This is a genomic window from Thermocatellispora tengchongensis (genome assembly GCF_014202315.1).
GTDB classification, from domain to species: domain Bacteria; phylum Actinomycetota; class Actinomycetes; order Streptosporangiales; family Streptosporangiaceae; genus Thermocatellispora; species Thermocatellispora tengchongensis.
In genome coordinates, this window is sequence record NZ_JACHGN010000005.1 from 554,369 (window position 1) to 569,516 (window position 15,148).

Annotated in this window: 10 protein-coding genes; 3 read left to right on the forward strand and 7 right to left on the reverse strand. The window is 74.7% G+C overall.

The window, feature by feature from the left end:
• The first annotated feature begins 89 nt into the window (after positions 1–89).
• Positions 90–2,270 (forward strand): CHAP domain-containing protein, encoded by a 2,181-nt coding sequence (locus tag HNP84_RS54965; protein ID WP_185050205.1) that lies wholly within the window; start codon positions 90–92, stop codon positions 2,268–2,270.
• Positions 2,271–3,124: 854 nt separating this feature from the next.
• Here the strand turns inward: HNP84_RS54965 and HNP84_RS14660 are convergent.
• From HNP84_RS14660 to HNP84_RS14670, 3 genes are read right to left on the reverse strand one after another with little or no spacing between them, the layout of a single operon-like run.
• On the reverse strand, positions 3,125–3,952 hold the full coding sequence (locus HNP84_RS14660) for a TIGR03619 family F420-dependent LLM class oxidoreductase (protein ID WP_185050299.1): 828 nt from the start codon (positions 3,950–3,952) through the stop codon (positions 3,125–3,127).
• Positions 3,949–4,935: an acyl-CoA dehydrogenase family protein gene (locus HNP84_RS14665; RefSeq protein ID WP_185050206.1), complete on the reverse strand. Its 987-nt coding sequence runs from the start codon at positions 4,933–4,935 to the stop codon at positions 3,949–3,951. The genes HNP84_RS14660 and HNP84_RS14665 overlap by 4 nt, the downstream gene beginning before the upstream one ends.
• A gap of 20 nt (positions 4,936–4,955) precedes the next feature.
• Positions 4,956–6,110 (reverse strand): acyl-CoA dehydrogenase family protein, encoded by a 1,155-nt coding sequence (locus tag HNP84_RS14670; RefSeq protein ID WP_185050207.1) that lies wholly within the window; start codon positions 6,108–6,110, stop codon positions 4,956–4,958.
• An 84-nt stretch (positions 6,111–6,194) separates the two neighbouring features.
• Between HNP84_RS14670 and HNP84_RS14675 the strand changes: the two genes are divergently transcribed.
• The gene (locus HNP84_RS14675) at positions 6,195–6,806 is read left to right on the forward strand and encodes a VOC family protein (protein ID WP_185050208.1); all 612 of its coding nucleotides are present in this window, start codon (positions 6,195–6,197) and stop codon (positions 6,804–6,806) included.
• Between the two features lie 27 nt (positions 6,807–6,833).
• Here HNP84_RS14675 and HNP84_RS14680 read toward each other — a convergent pair whose 3' ends face one another.
• Genes HNP84_RS14680 through HNP84_RS14690 form a run of 3 tightly spaced genes read right to left on the reverse strand, consistent with a single transcriptional unit; the run spans position 6,834 to position 11,524 of the window.
• On the reverse strand, positions 6,834–7,589 hold the full coding sequence (locus HNP84_RS14680; protein WP_185050209.1) for an ABC transporter ATP-binding protein: 756 nt from the start codon (positions 7,587–7,589) through the stop codon (positions 6,834–6,836).
• Positions 7,590–7,600: 11 nt separating this feature from the next.
• Positions 7,601–10,255 (reverse strand): ABC transporter permease subunit, encoded by a 2,655-nt coding sequence (locus HNP84_RS14685; RefSeq protein ID WP_185050210.1) that lies wholly within the window; start codon positions 10,253–10,255, stop codon positions 7,601–7,603.
• Positions 10,256–10,261: 6 nt separating this feature from the next.
• Positions 10,262–11,524: an ABC transporter substrate-binding protein gene (locus tag HNP84_RS14690; RefSeq protein ID WP_185050211.1), complete on the reverse strand. Its 1,263-nt coding sequence runs from the start codon at positions 11,522–11,524 to the stop codon at positions 10,262–10,264.
• A 150-nt stretch (positions 11,525–11,674) separates the two neighbouring features.
• Between HNP84_RS14690 and HNP84_RS14695 the strand changes: the two genes are divergently transcribed.
• A complete protein-coding gene (locus HNP84_RS14695; RefSeq protein WP_185050300.1) occupies positions 11,675–12,781 on the forward strand; it encodes an alcohol dehydrogenase catalytic domain-containing protein in 1,107 nt (368 codons plus the stop codon).
• Between the two features lie 33 nt (positions 12,782–12,814).
• On the opposite strand, the gene HNP84_RS14700 is transcribed toward HNP84_RS14695, so the two are convergent.
• Positions 12,815–15,061: an MMPL family transporter gene (locus tag HNP84_RS14700; protein ID WP_246518122.1), complete on the reverse strand. Its 2,247-nt coding sequence runs from the start codon at positions 15,059–15,061 to the stop codon at positions 12,815–12,817.
• Positions 15,062–15,148: the final 87 nt, after the last annotated feature.

Below are 15,148 nucleotides of genomic sequence, written 5' to 3' on the forward strand. Positions count from 1 at the left end.
GCTTGACGCGTCCTTGGCAGGGGCTTGACCTAGCGATTCGTCCCAGTAGTTTCTTTTCGTCACGGAACTACTGCCTGACCCGGAAGTCCATGAGCCCAGAGATCGAAAAGTTCATCAAGCTCCTCGAAGAACACCTCGGCTACACCGAGAAGGGCAACGGTTACACCAAGTTCGGCGAGTGGTACAACAGCGTCGAGTCCGACGCCGACTACTCCACGCAGCCCTGGTGCGACATGTACATCTCCTGGGCCGCCAAGAAGCTGGGCTACGAGGACTGGATCGGACAGTTCGCCTGGACCGTCGCGCACGCGCGCTGGTTCCGGAAGCACGACGCGTGGGGCAAGGAGCCCAAGCCGGGCGCCCTGGTCTTCTTCGACTGGAGCGGCAGCGGCACCGTACGCGGCATCGACCACGTGGGCGTGGTCGTGGACGTCCGCGGCGACAAGATCATCACGATCGAGGGCAACATCGACGGCGGCGTGGCCAAGCGCAAGGAGCGCGACCAGAGCAAGGTCGTGGGCTACGGCTACCCCGAAGAGGTCAAGGCCAAGCTGGAGCGCAAGCAGGAGCTCCGCGACGCCCGCCCGGGCACCGGCGACATCCTCATGCCGGGCCCGTTCAGCGCACCCGTCGCCACCGACGCGCGTCCGACCGCGCCGGCGCGCCCAGAGCAGCCCTCCGCCGAGGCGGGCAGAAGCGCCGTCCCCACAACGCTCCCCACCACCCCGAACGCCGACCAGACCCCCGGGAGGGGCGAGCCCGGCCCGACCGGCGCGCCCAGCCAGACGGGCATACACGGCCACCTAGGCGCACCCAGCCAGACCGGCGTCCCCGGCCAGACCGACAGGCCGAGCCAGACCGGCATGCCCGGCCTACATGGCCACCTCGGCGTACCCGGCCAGACCGGCGACTCCGCCCAGCCCGGCGAGTCCACCCGATCCGGCCAGGCAGACCAGGCCACGCAAGGCGACCAGGCCACGCGGAATGACCAGGCCACGCGGAATGACCAGACCACGCGGGGCGACCAGGCCAGGCAGACCGACGTGGCCGCGCAGGAGGCGCGACAGGCCCAGCAGGCGCTGACCCCGCGTCCCACCGCCGCGCCGGCGCCCACCCCCGCCACCACGGCCCCCGCCGCGCCGTCCGCGACGATCCCCCACGGGGACAAGGCCGTCGCCCGCCCCGGCGGACACGAGACCAGCACCCTGACGGGCGTCCCGCTCTCGGCCACCCAGCCACTCCCGATCTCCGCCCCCGAGCTGAGCACCCCCGCCCTCCTCGCCCCCGCGCTCCTGGCCGCCGTCGCCGTCCTGGCCCACGCCAAGGCCCGCCGCATGCGCCTCCGCCCGGCCCTGGCCACCGCCGGCACCGCCCCCGCCCCCGAACGGGGCCGCAAGCGCGGCAAGCGCCGCGCCACCGGCAAGAAGCCCCGCCAGACGGCCACCACGACGACCCTCACCACACAGACCCTCGCCACACAGACCCTCACCACACAGACCCTCGCCGGACAGACCACCCTCACGACCAGCCCGGCCCTCCAGACGGTCGCGGCGCCCCAGACCCTCCAGAGCGTCCCGGCGACCCCGGCCCTGGCCGCCGCCGCGGCCACGCACCCGCCCGCCACGACCCCGGTCCCGGCCACCGCCGCACCCGGAACCGCGGTCACCGACACGGCCCCGCCGAACACGCCCTCCCCCGCCTTCACGACGTCCATCCCGGACACCCCGCTCCCCGGCACCACCGAGCCCTGGCCCGCCGACCGGTCACCATCCACCCCCGACGGCCCGGCGCCCCGCTTCAGCGAGCCGTGGGCGGGCGAGCGCACCCCGGACGGCCCGGTGCCCGGCTTCGCCGATCCGTGGGCGGGCGAGCGCACGGCGTACCGCGGACGGCGTCGCAGGGAGTGCGCCGTGGAGGAGAGCACGACCTTCACCCCGGACCTGGTACCGCGGGGCCGCCGCCACCGGCCCATGCCCACCGGCCCTCGGGGTGCCGCGGCCGGCGGCGTCCCCCGCCCGCGCTCGGCCCCGTCGCAGCCCTTCGCGGACACCCAGCTCCGGGGCCGCCGCCACCGCCCGCCCGGCCACCAGACCGCCACCCCCACGAGCCGGGCCCACGTCCCCGCGCACGCGGCCCCCGTGACGGCCACCCTCCCGCGCCGCCCGGACCCCGACGACCTCCTGGAATGGCTCGACTCCACGGGCCCCATCGAGTTCGACTGGTTCGGCACCCACGCCCCGGCCACCACCTCCTCGAACCGCCGCCCCTAACGCGGGGCGTGAGCCCTCCGACCCCCGCCGTCACGCCCGCGCCGCCGTCCAGAGGCGCCATACGGGCGTCCACCTCTCTGCACGGCGTTGGCGGGTGTGACGCCGGCGGGCCGTGCGGCTGATCGCCGGGATGTCGGCGTGCGCTCGCCATGGCGCGGTGGGCACCTGCCTGCGGCTGTTCGGCGAGAAGGGCATGCCCTCATGCCTGAGTGCCGCATCCGCCTGACCGGCTGCCTGCACATCCGGGCCCCCGCTCGGGCGGATGCACGGGCGGGGTCCGATGCGCCCCAATGCACCCCGATGTTGACGAGCCGGCCCGGGACCGGCCGGGCGGGAAGGTGCCGCGCCTGTGGCGCCGGGCGGGAAGCTGCCGCGCCCGTGGCGCCGGGCGACGGCCCCGGGCCACGCCCAGGCCACGCCCGGGGCGCCCTTCCCTCGGGCCAGCCCCTGCTCGGGCCGGGCCCCTGCCCGGGCAGCATGCTGCCCGGCGCGGTGTGCTGCCGAGGGCCGTGTGCGCCCGCCCAGGGGGCCCAGACGTCCCCCGGACCAGCCGGGCGGTCGGGCGGGGACGTGCCGCACCCCAACCCTTGCCCGAGCCGGTCCCCTGCTCGGGCAGCGTGCTGCCCAGCACGGTGCACCACCCAGCACGGTGCACCACCCAAACCCAGCGCGCATGCCCAGGGCCGCTCCCATCCGCCCAGGCGGGTCTCGGATGTTAACGGGTGGCTATCGAGCGGTCGGGCGGGACCGTGCCGCGCTTGTGGGGCCCGCCGCCCCTCCCTGGCCGGAAACAGTCCCGGGCGGCGTGCGGCCAGGGCCGCATGGCATCGGCATGGGCGGCTTACGGGAGCGGCCTATGGGGGTGGGAGGGCTTCGGCGAAGCGGGTCAGGGAGGAGACGGCGTCTCGGGTGCCGTGCCAGGGGCGGATGATCAGGCGGTCGATGCCGAGGGCGGTCCAGGGGGCCAGGTCGGCGGGGGTCTTGACGTCGTAGGCGTGGACGGTGATGGAGAAGCCGGGGGGCGGGTTCAGGCGGGCGAGGGTCGCCAGGGGGCGGCGGATCGTGTCGGGGGTGTGGGGCATGCTGATCCAGCCGTCGCACAGGCGGGTGGCGCGGCGGAGGGCGGCCGGGGAGTCGCCGCCGGCCAGGACGGGGAGGGGGCGCTGGACGGGCTTGGGCTCGAAGGCCACCTCGGGGAAGGCGTAGAAGCGGCCTTCGTGGGCGACGGCGGGTTCGGTCCACAGGCGGCGGGCGATCTGGATGGCCTCGTCCAGGCGGGGGCCCCTGGTGGCGAAGTCGAGGCCGGCGGCCCGCCATTCGGCCTCGTACCAGCCGGCGCCCACGCCGCACAGGGCGCGGCCCTCGGAGAGGGTGTCCAGGGTGGCGAAGGCGCGGGCGGCGGTGAAGGGGTGGCGGAGGGCGAAGAGGTAGACGGCGGTGCCGAGCTTGATCCTGGTGGTGTGGGCGGCGAGCCAGCACAGGTAGGCGGGGGCGTCGAACAGGGGGGTGTGCGGGGTGATGGCGGGCTTGCCGGTGGACGGGTAGGCCGCCAGCGAGAGGTCCGTGGCGAAGACCAGGTGCTCGGGCAGCCAGACCGACTCGTAGCCGAGTTCGTCGGCGGCCACCGCCACGTCCTTCCACGCGGCGGGGTGGAGCAGGCCGAGGGGCACGCCGAGCTTCACGGCCACCTGCCCGGGTCCGACAGGATCGACTCGCGCAGCCGGGCGCGGTGGGGAGCGGTGCCCCCGTAGGCGGCGGCGAGGGACCAGACGCGGGCCAGCCACAGCCGCAGGTCCAGCTCGTCGGTGTAGCCGATGGCGCCGTGCACCTGGAGGGCGGTGCGGGCGGCCTGCTCGGCGGCCTCGCCCGCGGCGGCCTTGGCGGCGCTGACGTCGCGGTCGGCGGTGGGGCGCGCGGCGTCCACCGACAGGGCGGCCCGGTAGACGAGGGGGGCGGCGAACTCGACGGCGATGGCGACGTCGGCGAGCCGGTGCTTGACCGCCTGGAACGAGCCGATGGGCGCGCCGAACTGGCGGCGCGTCCCCGCGTACGCCACCGTCGTGTCGAGCAGGTGCCGGGCCGCGCCGACGAGCTGGGCGGCGGTGGCGACGGTGACCCGGCGCAGCGCCAGCCGCGGATCGCCGCCGGGCAGGGGGCGGGCGGCGTCCAGGGCCGAGGGGGCGAGCGAGAACAGGCGGCGCACGGGGTCCACGCCGGGCTGGTGGGTCAGTCCCGTGCCCGCCGGCAGCGCGTACGCCCGTCCGCCCGACTCCACCACCAGCAGCTCGGCGAGGTCGGCGTCCGGGATGTACACCTGCTCGCCGAGGCGGACGCTGACCGGCAGCTTGCCGCTCGCGAGCCCGCCGAGCGAGTCCGGCTCGCCGGCGAGCAGGGCGGGCGCGGCGGCGACGGTCTCGGCGACGGGGCCGGGCATGGCGGCGCGGCCGGTCTCCTCCAGGGCGGGCACGGTGTCGGCGAGGCGCAGCCCGAGGCCGCCGTGCTCCTCGGGGACCAGCGCCGCGAACAGGCCGACCCCGGCGAGCCGGGCCCAGGCGGGGCGACGGTCGCGGCCGTGGCGCACCTCCTCGGGCGGGCAGTGGGCGCGCAGCACCTCGCGTACGGTGGCGGCCAGCGCGAGCTGGTCATCGGTCAGGGCGAAGTCCATCGCGGGGACCCTCCGGCGGCTCAGCGGGGCAGGCCGAGCACCCGCTCGGCGATGATGGTGCGCTGGATCTCGTTGGTGCCCGCGTAGATCGGGCCGGCCAGCGAGAACAGGAACCCGTCCAGCCACCGGCCCCCGTCGGCCGCGTCCGGGGCGGCCCCGGACAGCAGGCCGCGCTCGCCGAGCAGCCGCTGCGCGAGCCGGTGCATGCGGACGTCCAGCTCCGACCAGAAGACCTTGCCCATGCTGGCGGCCGGGCCGATCTCCTCGCCGGCGGCGATGCGCCGCGCGGTGGCGAAGGTGTGCAGCCGGTACGCCTCGGCGTCCAGCCAGGCGCGGGCGACCTCGTCGGCGAGGGCGGGGTCGGCCCCGGTGTGCCGGGCGAGGCGGACGAGGCGGTCGGCGGTGGCCAGGAAGCGGCCGGGGCTGCGCAGGGTGAGGCCGCGTTCGGAGGACGTGGTGGCCATGGCGATCCGCCAGCCGTCGCCGGGCGCGCCGAGCACGAGGTCGTCGGGCACGTACAGGCCGTCGAGCAGGATCTCGGCGAAGCCGTGCCCGCCGCCGAGCTGGGCGATCGGGCGTACGGTGACGCCGTCGGCGCCGGTGAGGGGGAACATGAGGTAGGTCAGGCCGCGGTGCCGGGGCGCGGCGGGGTCGGTGCGGAACAGGCCGAAGGCCCAGTCGGCGTACGCGGCGCGCGAGCTCCAGGTCTTGTGCCCGTACAGCCGCCAGCCGCCCTCGGCGCGTACGGCGCGGGAGCGGAGCGCGGCGAGGTCGCTGCCCGCCTCGGGTTCCGACCACGCCTGGGCCCAGATGTCGTCGGCCGCCGCCATGCGCGGCAGCAGCCGGGCCCGCTGATCGGGGGTGCCGAAGGCGAACAGGGTGGGGGCGAGGAGGAAGACCCCGTTCTGGGAGACCCGGCCGGGCGCGCCGGCCGCCCAGTACTCCTCCTCGAAGATCAGCCATTCCACCAGGCTCGCGCCGCGCCCGCCGTACTCCTCGGGCCAGGACACCGCCGACAGCCGGGCCGCGGCCAGGCGGCGCTCCCAGGCGCGGTGCGCCTCGAACCCGGCCGGGGTGTCCATGGACGGCAGGGGACGCGGCGGGACGTTCTCGCGCAGCCAGGCGCGCGCTTCGGCGCGGAAGTCCCGCTCGGCGGGCGTGAAGTCGAGATCCACTACACCAACCTAGCGTACGCTTGGTATACTGACCAGCCGCCCGATAGGGGTGCACAAGGTAGTTGAAAGGCGTACTGTCAGGGCATGGCTGCGAATCCCGACACCGTGCACTGGCGAGGCGTGCACCACCTCGCCCTGGTCACCGCCGACATGGACGCCACCGTGCGGTTCTGGCACGGGGTGCTCGACGCCCGCCTGGTGACCACCCTCCACGTCCCGAACCAGTTCCGGCACTACTTCTTCGAGGTCGGCACCGGCAACACGATCGCGTTCTTCGAGTTCACCGGCCAGGAGCTGGACAGCTTCGCCAAGCCCGCCGGGGTGCCGTACGCCAAGGCGTCGCAGTTCGACCACCTGTCGCTGCACCTGCCCGACGAGGACGCGCTGCTGCGCATGCGCGAGCGGCTCAAGGCGCACGGCTGCGAGGTCACCGACGTGATCGACCACGGCTTCCTGCGCTCGATCTACTTCAGCGACCCCAACGGGATCGCGCTGGAGGCGTCCTGGTGGACGATCGACCCGACCGGGCGGCCGGTGGACTACGCCGACGAGCGGCTGTTCGCCGACCCGGACCCGGTCCCGGCCGTGCGCGAGCTGCGCGAGACCGGCACCCTGGCCCGTACGGTCGCCACCAGGCTGGTCGACGGCATCATCGAGGACCTGCGCCGCGACGGCATCGAGATCGAGCGCCGCTAGCCGGCCGAACTCCGCGGCTCAGCCCGTTCAGCCCGTGCCCAGGTACGCCGCCCGTACGGCCGGGTCGGCGCGCACCTCGGCAGGGGTGCCGGAGGCGATCACCCGGCCGAGGTCGAGCACCACGATGCGGTCGCAGACGTCCATCACGAAGCCCATGTCGTGCTCGACCAGGAGCACGGTGGTGTCCAGCCCGGCGATGACCTCGCGCAGCCGGGCGGTCTGGGCGGCGTCCAGGCCGGAGGTCGGCTCGTCGAGCAGCAGCGCGTACGGGCGGTCGGCCAGGGCTCGGGCCAGCTCGACCAGGCGCCGCGCGCCGACCGGGAGCGCGGCGGCGTACGCGTCGCGCAAGCCGTCCAGCCCGCACAGGGCCAGCACCTCGTCCACGCGCTCGCCGCGCCGCCGCTCCAGCGCCCGCCGCCCGGGGAGCCCGGCCAGGTCGGCGAGCAGGCCCCCGCCGCCGCCCCGCCACTCCATGGCCGCCAGCACGTTGCCGGCCACGGTCAGCCGGCCGAACACCTGGGTGCGCTGGAAGGTCCGGCGCAGACCCGCCCGCGCCCGGCGCACCGCGGACACGTGCGTGACGTCCTCCCCCGCCACCCGGACCCGGCCCGCACCGGGCCGCCGCAGCCCGGAGATCACGTCGAACAACGTGGTCTTGCCCGCGCCGTTCGGCCCGATCACCCCGCACACCTGACCCTCGGGCACCTCGAAGGTGACGTCCGCGAGCGCCCGCACCCCACCGAACGCCACCGAAACCCCTTCGACCGCCAGCGCTGTACTCATGGCCGGGTCGCTCATCTCCGGGTCACCCCCAGGTATGCGGTGGTCAGGCGTTCGCCGTCCACTGCGGCGCGCGGGCCGGTCCAGGTGATCGTGCCCAGGCTCATGAAGGCGACCGTGTCGGCGAGCTCCAGGGCGGAGGTGGCCTTCTCCTCCACGAGCAGCAGGGCCACGCCGTGTTCGCGCAGTTCGGCGAACAGGGCGAGGACCTGCTCGGCGACGAGCGGGGCCAGGCCGAGCGAGGGCTCGTCGGCGATCAGCACCCGCGGCGGGCGGACCAGCGCGGGCGCCAGCGTGAGGAGCTGCTGCTCGCCGCCGGACAGCGCGCCCGCGGGCAGGCCGCGCCGTTCGGCGAGGCGGGGCAGCCGCTCGTAGACGGGCTCGGGGTCGGGCAGCCAGGTGCGCAGGTTCTCCTCCACGGTCAGGCCGGGGAAGACGCCGCGCCCCTCGGGGGCGAGCAGGATGCCGGCGCGGGCGCGGCGGTGCGCGGGCCAGCGGGTGACGTCCTGGCCGCCGAGCAGCACCCGGCCCGCGCGCACGGGCAGGTCACCGGCGGCGACGGCGCAGGTGGTGGACTTGCCCGCGCCGTTCGCGCCGAGCAGCGCGACGATCTCGCCGGGGCGCACGGCCAGGTCCACGCCGCGCAGCACCGTGACGTCGCCGTAGCCCGCGACCACGCCCTCCATCCGGAAGCCGTCGCCGGGCTCGGCGGCCGGGGCGTCGCGCAGCGCCGGCTCGGCGCGCGGGGGCGAGGGCGGGGGACGGCGGCGCAGCAGCCGGTTCCGGGCCTCGGCCATCTGGGCGAGCACGCCGTCGGGGTGCCGGGCCAGGATCATGCCGCCGGTGCCGAACAGGATCGCGCCGACGTGCGCGGAGACGCCCCACCCGGCCAGCAGCTCGGGGAAGACCGCCGCGATCAGCCCGCCGAGCACCGCGCCGCCGATCCGGCGCACGCCCTGCAGCACGACCACCGCGAGCCAGACGAACCCCGCGAACGCGGGCAGGTCGGTGGCGGTGATCGAGCCCTTGGAGGTGGCGAACAGCACGCCGCCGAGCCCGGCGATGGCCGAGGCCAGCGCGAACAGCAGGATCTTGGTCCGGGGCGCGGAGATGCCCGAGGTGGTCGCGGCGGCGGGCGCGGAGCGCACGGCGAGGATCGCCCGCCCCGACGCCGAGCGCTCCAGGTTGCGCACCAGCAGCGCGACCAGGCCGATCAGCGCGAGCAGCAGCACCACGCGCACGCGCGGGTCGGTGGTGTCGGTGAAGCCGAGCCCGATGGCGGGCATCGGCCAGCCGATCGTGCCGTTGCTGAACGCGTCCACCTGGAACAGCACCTGGTCGGCGAGCAGCGCGAGCGCCAGCGTGGCCAGCGTCAGTACCCGTCCGCCCAGGCGCAGCGCGGGCAGCGCGACCAGCACGCCCACGGCGGTCGCGCCGAGCACGCCGAGCAGGATCGCCACCGGGAACGGCAGCCCGGACGCGAACGCCCAGCCGCAGGTGAGCGCGGCCATCGCGGCGAAGGACGCCTGGGCCAGGTTGACCATGCCGCCGATGCCGGTGACGACCACGAACGAGCAGAAGATCAGCGCGAGTACGAGCCCCTGCGCGACCACGCCCACGTAGAAGTCGCCGGCGGAGCGGGTGAGGGTCCAGCCGAGCAGTACGGCCAGGGCCAGCGCCCAGGGCAGGCGGCGGCGCCACGGCGGCAGCCCGGCCAGGTGGTCGGGCGGCGGCGCGTCCTCGGCGGCCGAGCCCGCGACCCTGGCGGTGGAGCGGTTGAGCAGGATCAGCCCGGCGAACAGCAGGATCACCGGCACGGCGGTGCGCAGGCCGGTGATGTCCTCGGCGAAGTCGGCGTATCCGGCGACCAGGTTCTGCACCACGCCGAGGCCGAGTCCGGCGGCGAAGGTCCACGGGATCGAGCGCAGCCGGCCGAACACGGCGGCGGTCGCCGAGACGAAGAGCATCACCGTGTACGCCGTGGAGTCCAGGCCGAGCGTGACGACCGCGAGCACCCCGGCCAGCCCGGCCAGGGTGGAGCTGAGCGTCCAGGCCAGGGCCGAGGACGCGTCGGCGTCGATGCCGCGCAGCGTGGCCAGCCGCCGCCGGTCCACCGAGGCCCGCATGCGCAGCCCGTACGGCGTGTGCCGCATGAACGCCCACAGCGCGACCGCGGCGGCGGCGGCGAAGGCGAAGGTGATGAGCTGGTCGGAGTCCAGCCCGACCCCGGCGACCGAGAACGTCTCGGCCGGGTACGGCCCGAGCCCGCGCGGCAGCGACGTGGCGTCGGCCGGGGGCAGGCCGAGGGGCTCGGCGGCCAGCTCGACCAGCCACAACCCCAGCGCGGGGAGCGCGATGGTGAGCCCGATCGTGCCCACGATCTGCGCGGTCTCGCCTGCCTGGGCCAGGCCGCGGAACATCGCCCGGTGCAGCACGTAGCCGAGCAGCGGCGAGAACACCGCTATCGCCGCCACGCCGGCCAGCCAGGACGGCCAGCCGAAGCCCACGGTGAGCTCGAAGAACAGCAACGCGGCCAGGAAGCCGATCGCGCCGTGCGCGAAGTTGAACACGCCCGTCGCGGAGTAGGACAGGGTCAGCCCCGAGGCCATGAGCGCGAACACGGCCCCGGTGACCAGGCCGCTGGCGAGATAGCCGAGCAGTTCCGCCATGGCCGGCTACTTCAGCGGGACGTTGGCGAAGCACTTCATGTTCCTGGCCACCTTGAACGCGCCGCCTTCCAGTTCGACCAGCGCGCCGCAGCCGTTGGGCTCGCTGTGGTCCTTGGGGTAGGAGATCCTGCCGAAGCCCGCGTTCTCGTAGGTGAAGCCGCCGTTGGCGGTGGCCAGGAACTTCTCCCTGGTCAGGTCCCTGCCGGTCTGCTCCAGCACCTTGAGGAAGATGTCGGCGGCCCAGTAGCCGATCGCGAGGTGCTGGGTGAGCTCGGCGCCCGGGGCGACCTTCTCCACGTCGGCCTTGAGCTGGGTGATCTCCGGGGCGCTCGACTCGAAGGGCTCGAACATCGGCGCGGCGATCACGCCGTCCAGCGCCCGCGCGGTGGCGGGGTCCTTCAGGATGGCCACGTCATAGCTGGTGGCGTCGGTGAGCAGCCCCTTGTAGCCGGCCTTCTTCAGCACGGCGTACAGGCCGGTGTTGAACTTGGTGCCGGCGATGATGGACACGACGATGTCGGGCGGGCCGCCCGCGTCGGAGGTCATGATCTTGTTCACGTACGGCAGCCAGTCGGGCGGCGGCGCGGCGGCGGGCAGCCCGGAGTTCAGCCCGACCAGGGTGAACCCGGCGGCCTGGAAGGACTGGGAGATGGTCTTGCCGCCGTACTTGCTGCCGCTGGAGTCGGTGGTCTGCACGTAGACGGTCTTGCCCTCGGACCCGCCGACCAGGTCGGCCATCTGGTGGCCCCACCAGGTCTGCGAGCCCGCGCCGGTCTTGGGGGCCAGGCAGCCGTTGTAGCCGAAGCCGGTCCGGGTGCCGCACCACTGCGGGCCGGTCGCCCAGCCGAACCAGGGCACCCCGTTCTGCTCCAGGAACACCGCGCCGCCGAAGTTGGGCGCGTGCACCGGGACCAGGGCGAACACCTTGTCGCGCTGGACCAGCTTCTTCGCCGCGGCGTCGCCCTTGGCGGCGTCCTGGTTGTCGTCCTCGGCGCCGACGAACTCGATCTTCCGGCCGTGCACCCCGCCCGCCGCGTTGGCCCGCTCGAACCTGGCCCTGGCGCCGATCTCGGCGTCCTTGGTGGAGTACCCGCTCGCGCTGGTCTTGGTGAGCACGCCGCCGACCCTGACCGCGGTGCCGGTCACCCCCGCCGCCTCCCCCGCCGCGCCCGTTCCGGTGCCCCCGGCCCGCTGCTCGGCCGCGCAGCCGGCGGCGGCGAGGGCCGCCGCGGCCACCAGTCCTGCCAGTCGCACAGTCCGCCGTCGCATGCGACCTCCTGTCGTCGGCCGCGGCGCATACCACTTTTGGCCTAGCGCTCGCTTGGTTTCGGTCAGCGTAAGTTCGCCTCGCGGGGGCGGTCAACGGTGTGCACCAAACGCTTGCTTGAGTGACGTGCAATGGCTACCGTCGCGAGCATGATGCGGATGCGGGCGGCCGTGCTCACCGAGTTCAAGGCGCCGCTGGAGGTGCGCGAGGTCGAGATCGCCGATCCGGGGCCCGGCGAGGTGCGGGTGCGGATCGCGGCGTCGGGGGTGTGCGGGTCCGACATCAAGGCCATGGACGGCAACAGCCCCGCCGTACGCGGCCTGCCGTTCGTGCTCGGCCACGAGAGCGCGGGCGTCGTGGAGAGCACCGGGCCCGGCGTGACCGGCGTACGCGAGGGCGACCACGTGATCATCGCGATGAACGGGCCGTGCGGCCGGTGCCGCTCCTGCGCCGCGGGCCGGTTCCACCTGTGCGCCGCCCCGGAGCGGCTGGCGGCGATCACCGGCACGATGCGCGACGGCTCCACCCGGATCGTCGTGGACGGCGTGGGCGCGCGCACGATGATCGGCATCGGCTCCTTCGCCGAGTACGCCGTCGTCAACGAGGCGATGTGCGTGAAGATCGGCCCGGACGCCCCTCCGGCCGAGATGGCCCTGCTGGCCTGCGGCGTCGTGACCGGGGTCGGCGCGGTGCTGAACGTCGCCGAGGTACGGCCGGGCGCCTGCGTGCTCGTGGTGGGCTGCGGCGGCGTGGGCCTGAACGTGGTCCAGGGCGCGGTGCTGGCCGGGGCGACCACGATCATCGCGGCCGACATCGCCGAGCACAAGCTGGACCTGGCCCGCCGCTTCGGCGCCACGCACGCCGTGCTCGCCGGGGAGGACCTGGCCGAGCGGGTGGGCGCCATCGTGCGCGGCGGCGCCGACTACGCCTTCGACGTCACCGGCGTCGCCGGGGTGCTCGGCCGGGCCATGGCCGCGACCCGGCCCGGCGGCACCACGGTCATGGTGGGCAGCCCGCCCGCCGGCGACCGGCTGTCCATCGAGCCCGGCCTGCTGTTCGCCTCGCGCCGGCTCATGGGCACCCAGGGCGGCGACGCCTCCCCCGCCCGCGACCTGCCGATGCTCGCCGCCCTGGCCGCCAACGGCCGGCTCGACCTGGGCGGGCTGATCTCCGAGCGGCTGCCCCTGGAGCGGATCAACGAGGCCGTGGACCACGTGCGGCGGGGCACGGTCGCGCGCAGCGTGATCGTGTTCGGCTGAGCCGGCCGGGCTGGTGGAGCCACTCGGGGCGGGCTATGGCGTGGCCACCAGCTCCCGGGCACGCTCGGGCGGCGCCTGGTCGTCGTCGTCCTCGGCGTGCTCGGCCACCGACAGCGGCGGGATCAGCCGGTCCAGCCAGCGCGGGCACCACCAGTTCAGCCGGCCGAGCAGCGCCATCGTCGCGGGCACCAGGAAGCCGCGGATGATGGTCGCGTCCACCGCGATGGCCACCGCCAGCCCGACGCCGAACACCTTCACCAGCGGATCGGGGTAGGCGATGAACGCCACGAACACCGCCACCATGATCAGCGCAGCGGAGGTGATCACACGCCCGGTCGAGCCCAGGCCCTCGGCGACGGCGCGGCGGTTGTCGCCGTGGCGCAGGTACGCCTGCCGCACCGAGGTCAGCAGGAACACCTCGTAGTCCATCGACAGCCCGAACAGCACCGCGAACAGCATCACCGGCACGTAGCCGTCGATGGGCACCGAGAAGAACAGCACCTCGACGTACGACGCGCTCGCCGACGGCGGCGGGTCCATGCCGACGAGCCTGCTGCCCAGCCCGAGCGAGAACACCAGGGCCAGCGCGCCGAACGCCGCCCCGAGCGAGACCAGGTTCATCACCGCCGCCTTGATCGCCACCACCGGGGCGCGGAAGGCGAGCAGCAGCAGGAACGCGCTCAGCAGCACCACCACGCCGATCACGAGCGGGGTGCGCTCGGAGATGCGGTCGGCCGCGTCGGTGAGCCCGGCGACCTCGCCGCCGACGTGCACATCGACGCCGGGCAGCTCGATCGTGCGCACCGCGCGCACCACCTCGGCCGCCCGGTCGTCGCTGGGCGCGTACTCCGGGATCGCCTGGATCAGCACCGCGGTGCCGGCCTCGTTCAGCTTGGGCGTGGCGACGTGCGCGACGCCGTCCACCTGGGCGACCCGCTGCTGGAGCACCTGGACGAGCGGGTCGGCGGGGGTGGTGTCGGCGACCGGCCGGTCCAGCGCGCCGACCACGACGAGCGGCCCGTTGAAACCGGGCCCGAAGCCCGTGGCCATCAGCTCGTACGCCCGCCGCGCCGGGGTCCCCTCATCGGCGTAGCCGTCGTCCAGGGAACCGAGGTCGAGCGCGAGGGCGGGGGCGGCCAGCGCGCCCAGCACCACGACCGTGCCCGCGAGCACCCGCCACGGCCGCGCCGAGACCCACCTGCCGAGCGACGCCCACCCGGAGGCGGCGTGCTCCCCGCGGGTGCGGGGACCGACCAGCGGCAGGCGCAGCGCGTTGACCCGGTGGCCGAGCAGCCCGAGCTGGGCGGGCACCAGCGTGATCGCGGTGAGCACGGCGAACACCACCGAGATGCCGGTGATCCAGCCGAGCGTGCGCAGCAGCGGGAACCCGGCGAGCATCAGCGCGCTGAGCGCGATCATGACGGTGCCGCCCGCGAAGACGACCGCGCCGCCGGAGCCGGCCACGGTCCTGCGCACGGCCTCGTGCACCGGGACCCCGGCGGCCAGCAGCTTGCGGTGCCGCGACAGCAGGAACAGGGCGTAGTCGATGCCGACGCCCAGGCCGATCATCGTGGCCATGATGGACGCCTGCTTGGGCACGTCCACCACGTGCCCGAGCAGGCCGATCACGCCCAGGCCCACCGCGATGCTGACCAGCGCGGTGAAGATCGGGATCATCGCGGCGACCAGCGTGCCGAAGGCGAACAGCAGCACCAGCAGCGCGCAGACCACGCCGATGATCTCGCTCGGCCCGGTCTTGATCTCCTTGTCCGCGGGCGTGGAGGAGTCGGCGGGGACGGCCTCGATCCCGGCCCGGCGCACCGGCTCGGCGGCCTGGGACAGCTTCTCGGTGGTCTCGGCCTGCTTGCTGGAGTCGTGCCCCTGGAGGCGTACCGTGATCAGGCCGATGCGCAGGCTGGAGGCGATGCCGCCGATGCGGTAGGGGTCCTGCACCTCCACGACGTGCGGCAGCTCGGCGATGGCGTCCACCGCCTCCTCGACCGCCTCGCGGCGCGGCTCGTCGGTGAGCGGGCCGTCCTCGGCGTACAGGACGATCTGCACGGTGCCGCCCGGGTCGTAGCCGGGGCCGAAGCCGTCGCGCATCAGGTCGTGCGCGCGCTGCGCGTCGGTGTCCGGGATGGACACGTTGTTGCTGGTGGGGGTGCCGAGAAGCACCGTGGCGGCGGTCAGTCCGACGGCGGCGAGCACCCACAGCGCGAGCACGGCCTTGCCGTGCCGCGCGCACCACCCGCCCAGTCCGGCCAGCAGGGTAGTCATCATTGACCGCCTCTATGAAGGAATTGGGGTACTTTTCAGGATGAAACGGGCGTCCTGTACGGCCGTCCAGTACCTACCATCCAAGAGTAG

Excerpts from the sequence above, each read along its gene's own strand:
- HNP84_RS14700 (WP_246518122.1), bottom strand. The coding sequence starts at position 15,061 with ATGATGACTACCCTGCTGGCCGGACTGGGCGGGTGGTGCGCGCGGCAC.
- HNP84_RS14680 (WP_185050209.1), bottom strand. The coding sequence starts at position 7,589 with ATGAGTACAGCGCTGGCGGTCGAAGGGGTTTCGGTGGCGTTCGGTGGG.
- HNP84_RS54965 (WP_185050205.1), top strand. The coding sequence starts at position 90 with ATGAGCCCAGAGATCGAAAAGTTCATCAAGCTCCTCGAAGAACACCTC.
- HNP84_RS14690 (WP_185050211.1), bottom strand. The coding sequence starts at position 11,524 with ATGCGACGGCGGACTGTGCGACTGGCAGGACTGGTGGCCGCGGCGGCC.
- HNP84_RS14665 (WP_185050206.1), bottom strand. The coding sequence starts at position 4,935 with ATGGACTTCGCCCTGACCGATGACCAGCTCGCGCTGGCCGCCACCGTA.
- HNP84_RS14675 (WP_185050208.1), top strand. The coding sequence starts at position 6,195 with ATGGCTGCGAATCCCGACACCGTGCACTGGCGAGGCGTGCACCACCTC.
- HNP84_RS14695 (WP_185050300.1), top strand. The coding sequence starts at position 11,675 with ATGCGGATGCGGGCGGCCGTGCTCACCGAGTTCAAGGCGCCGCTGGAG.
- HNP84_RS14685 (WP_185050210.1), bottom strand. The coding sequence starts at position 10,255 with ATGGCGGAACTGCTCGGCTATCTCGCCAGCGGCCTGGTCACCGGGGCC.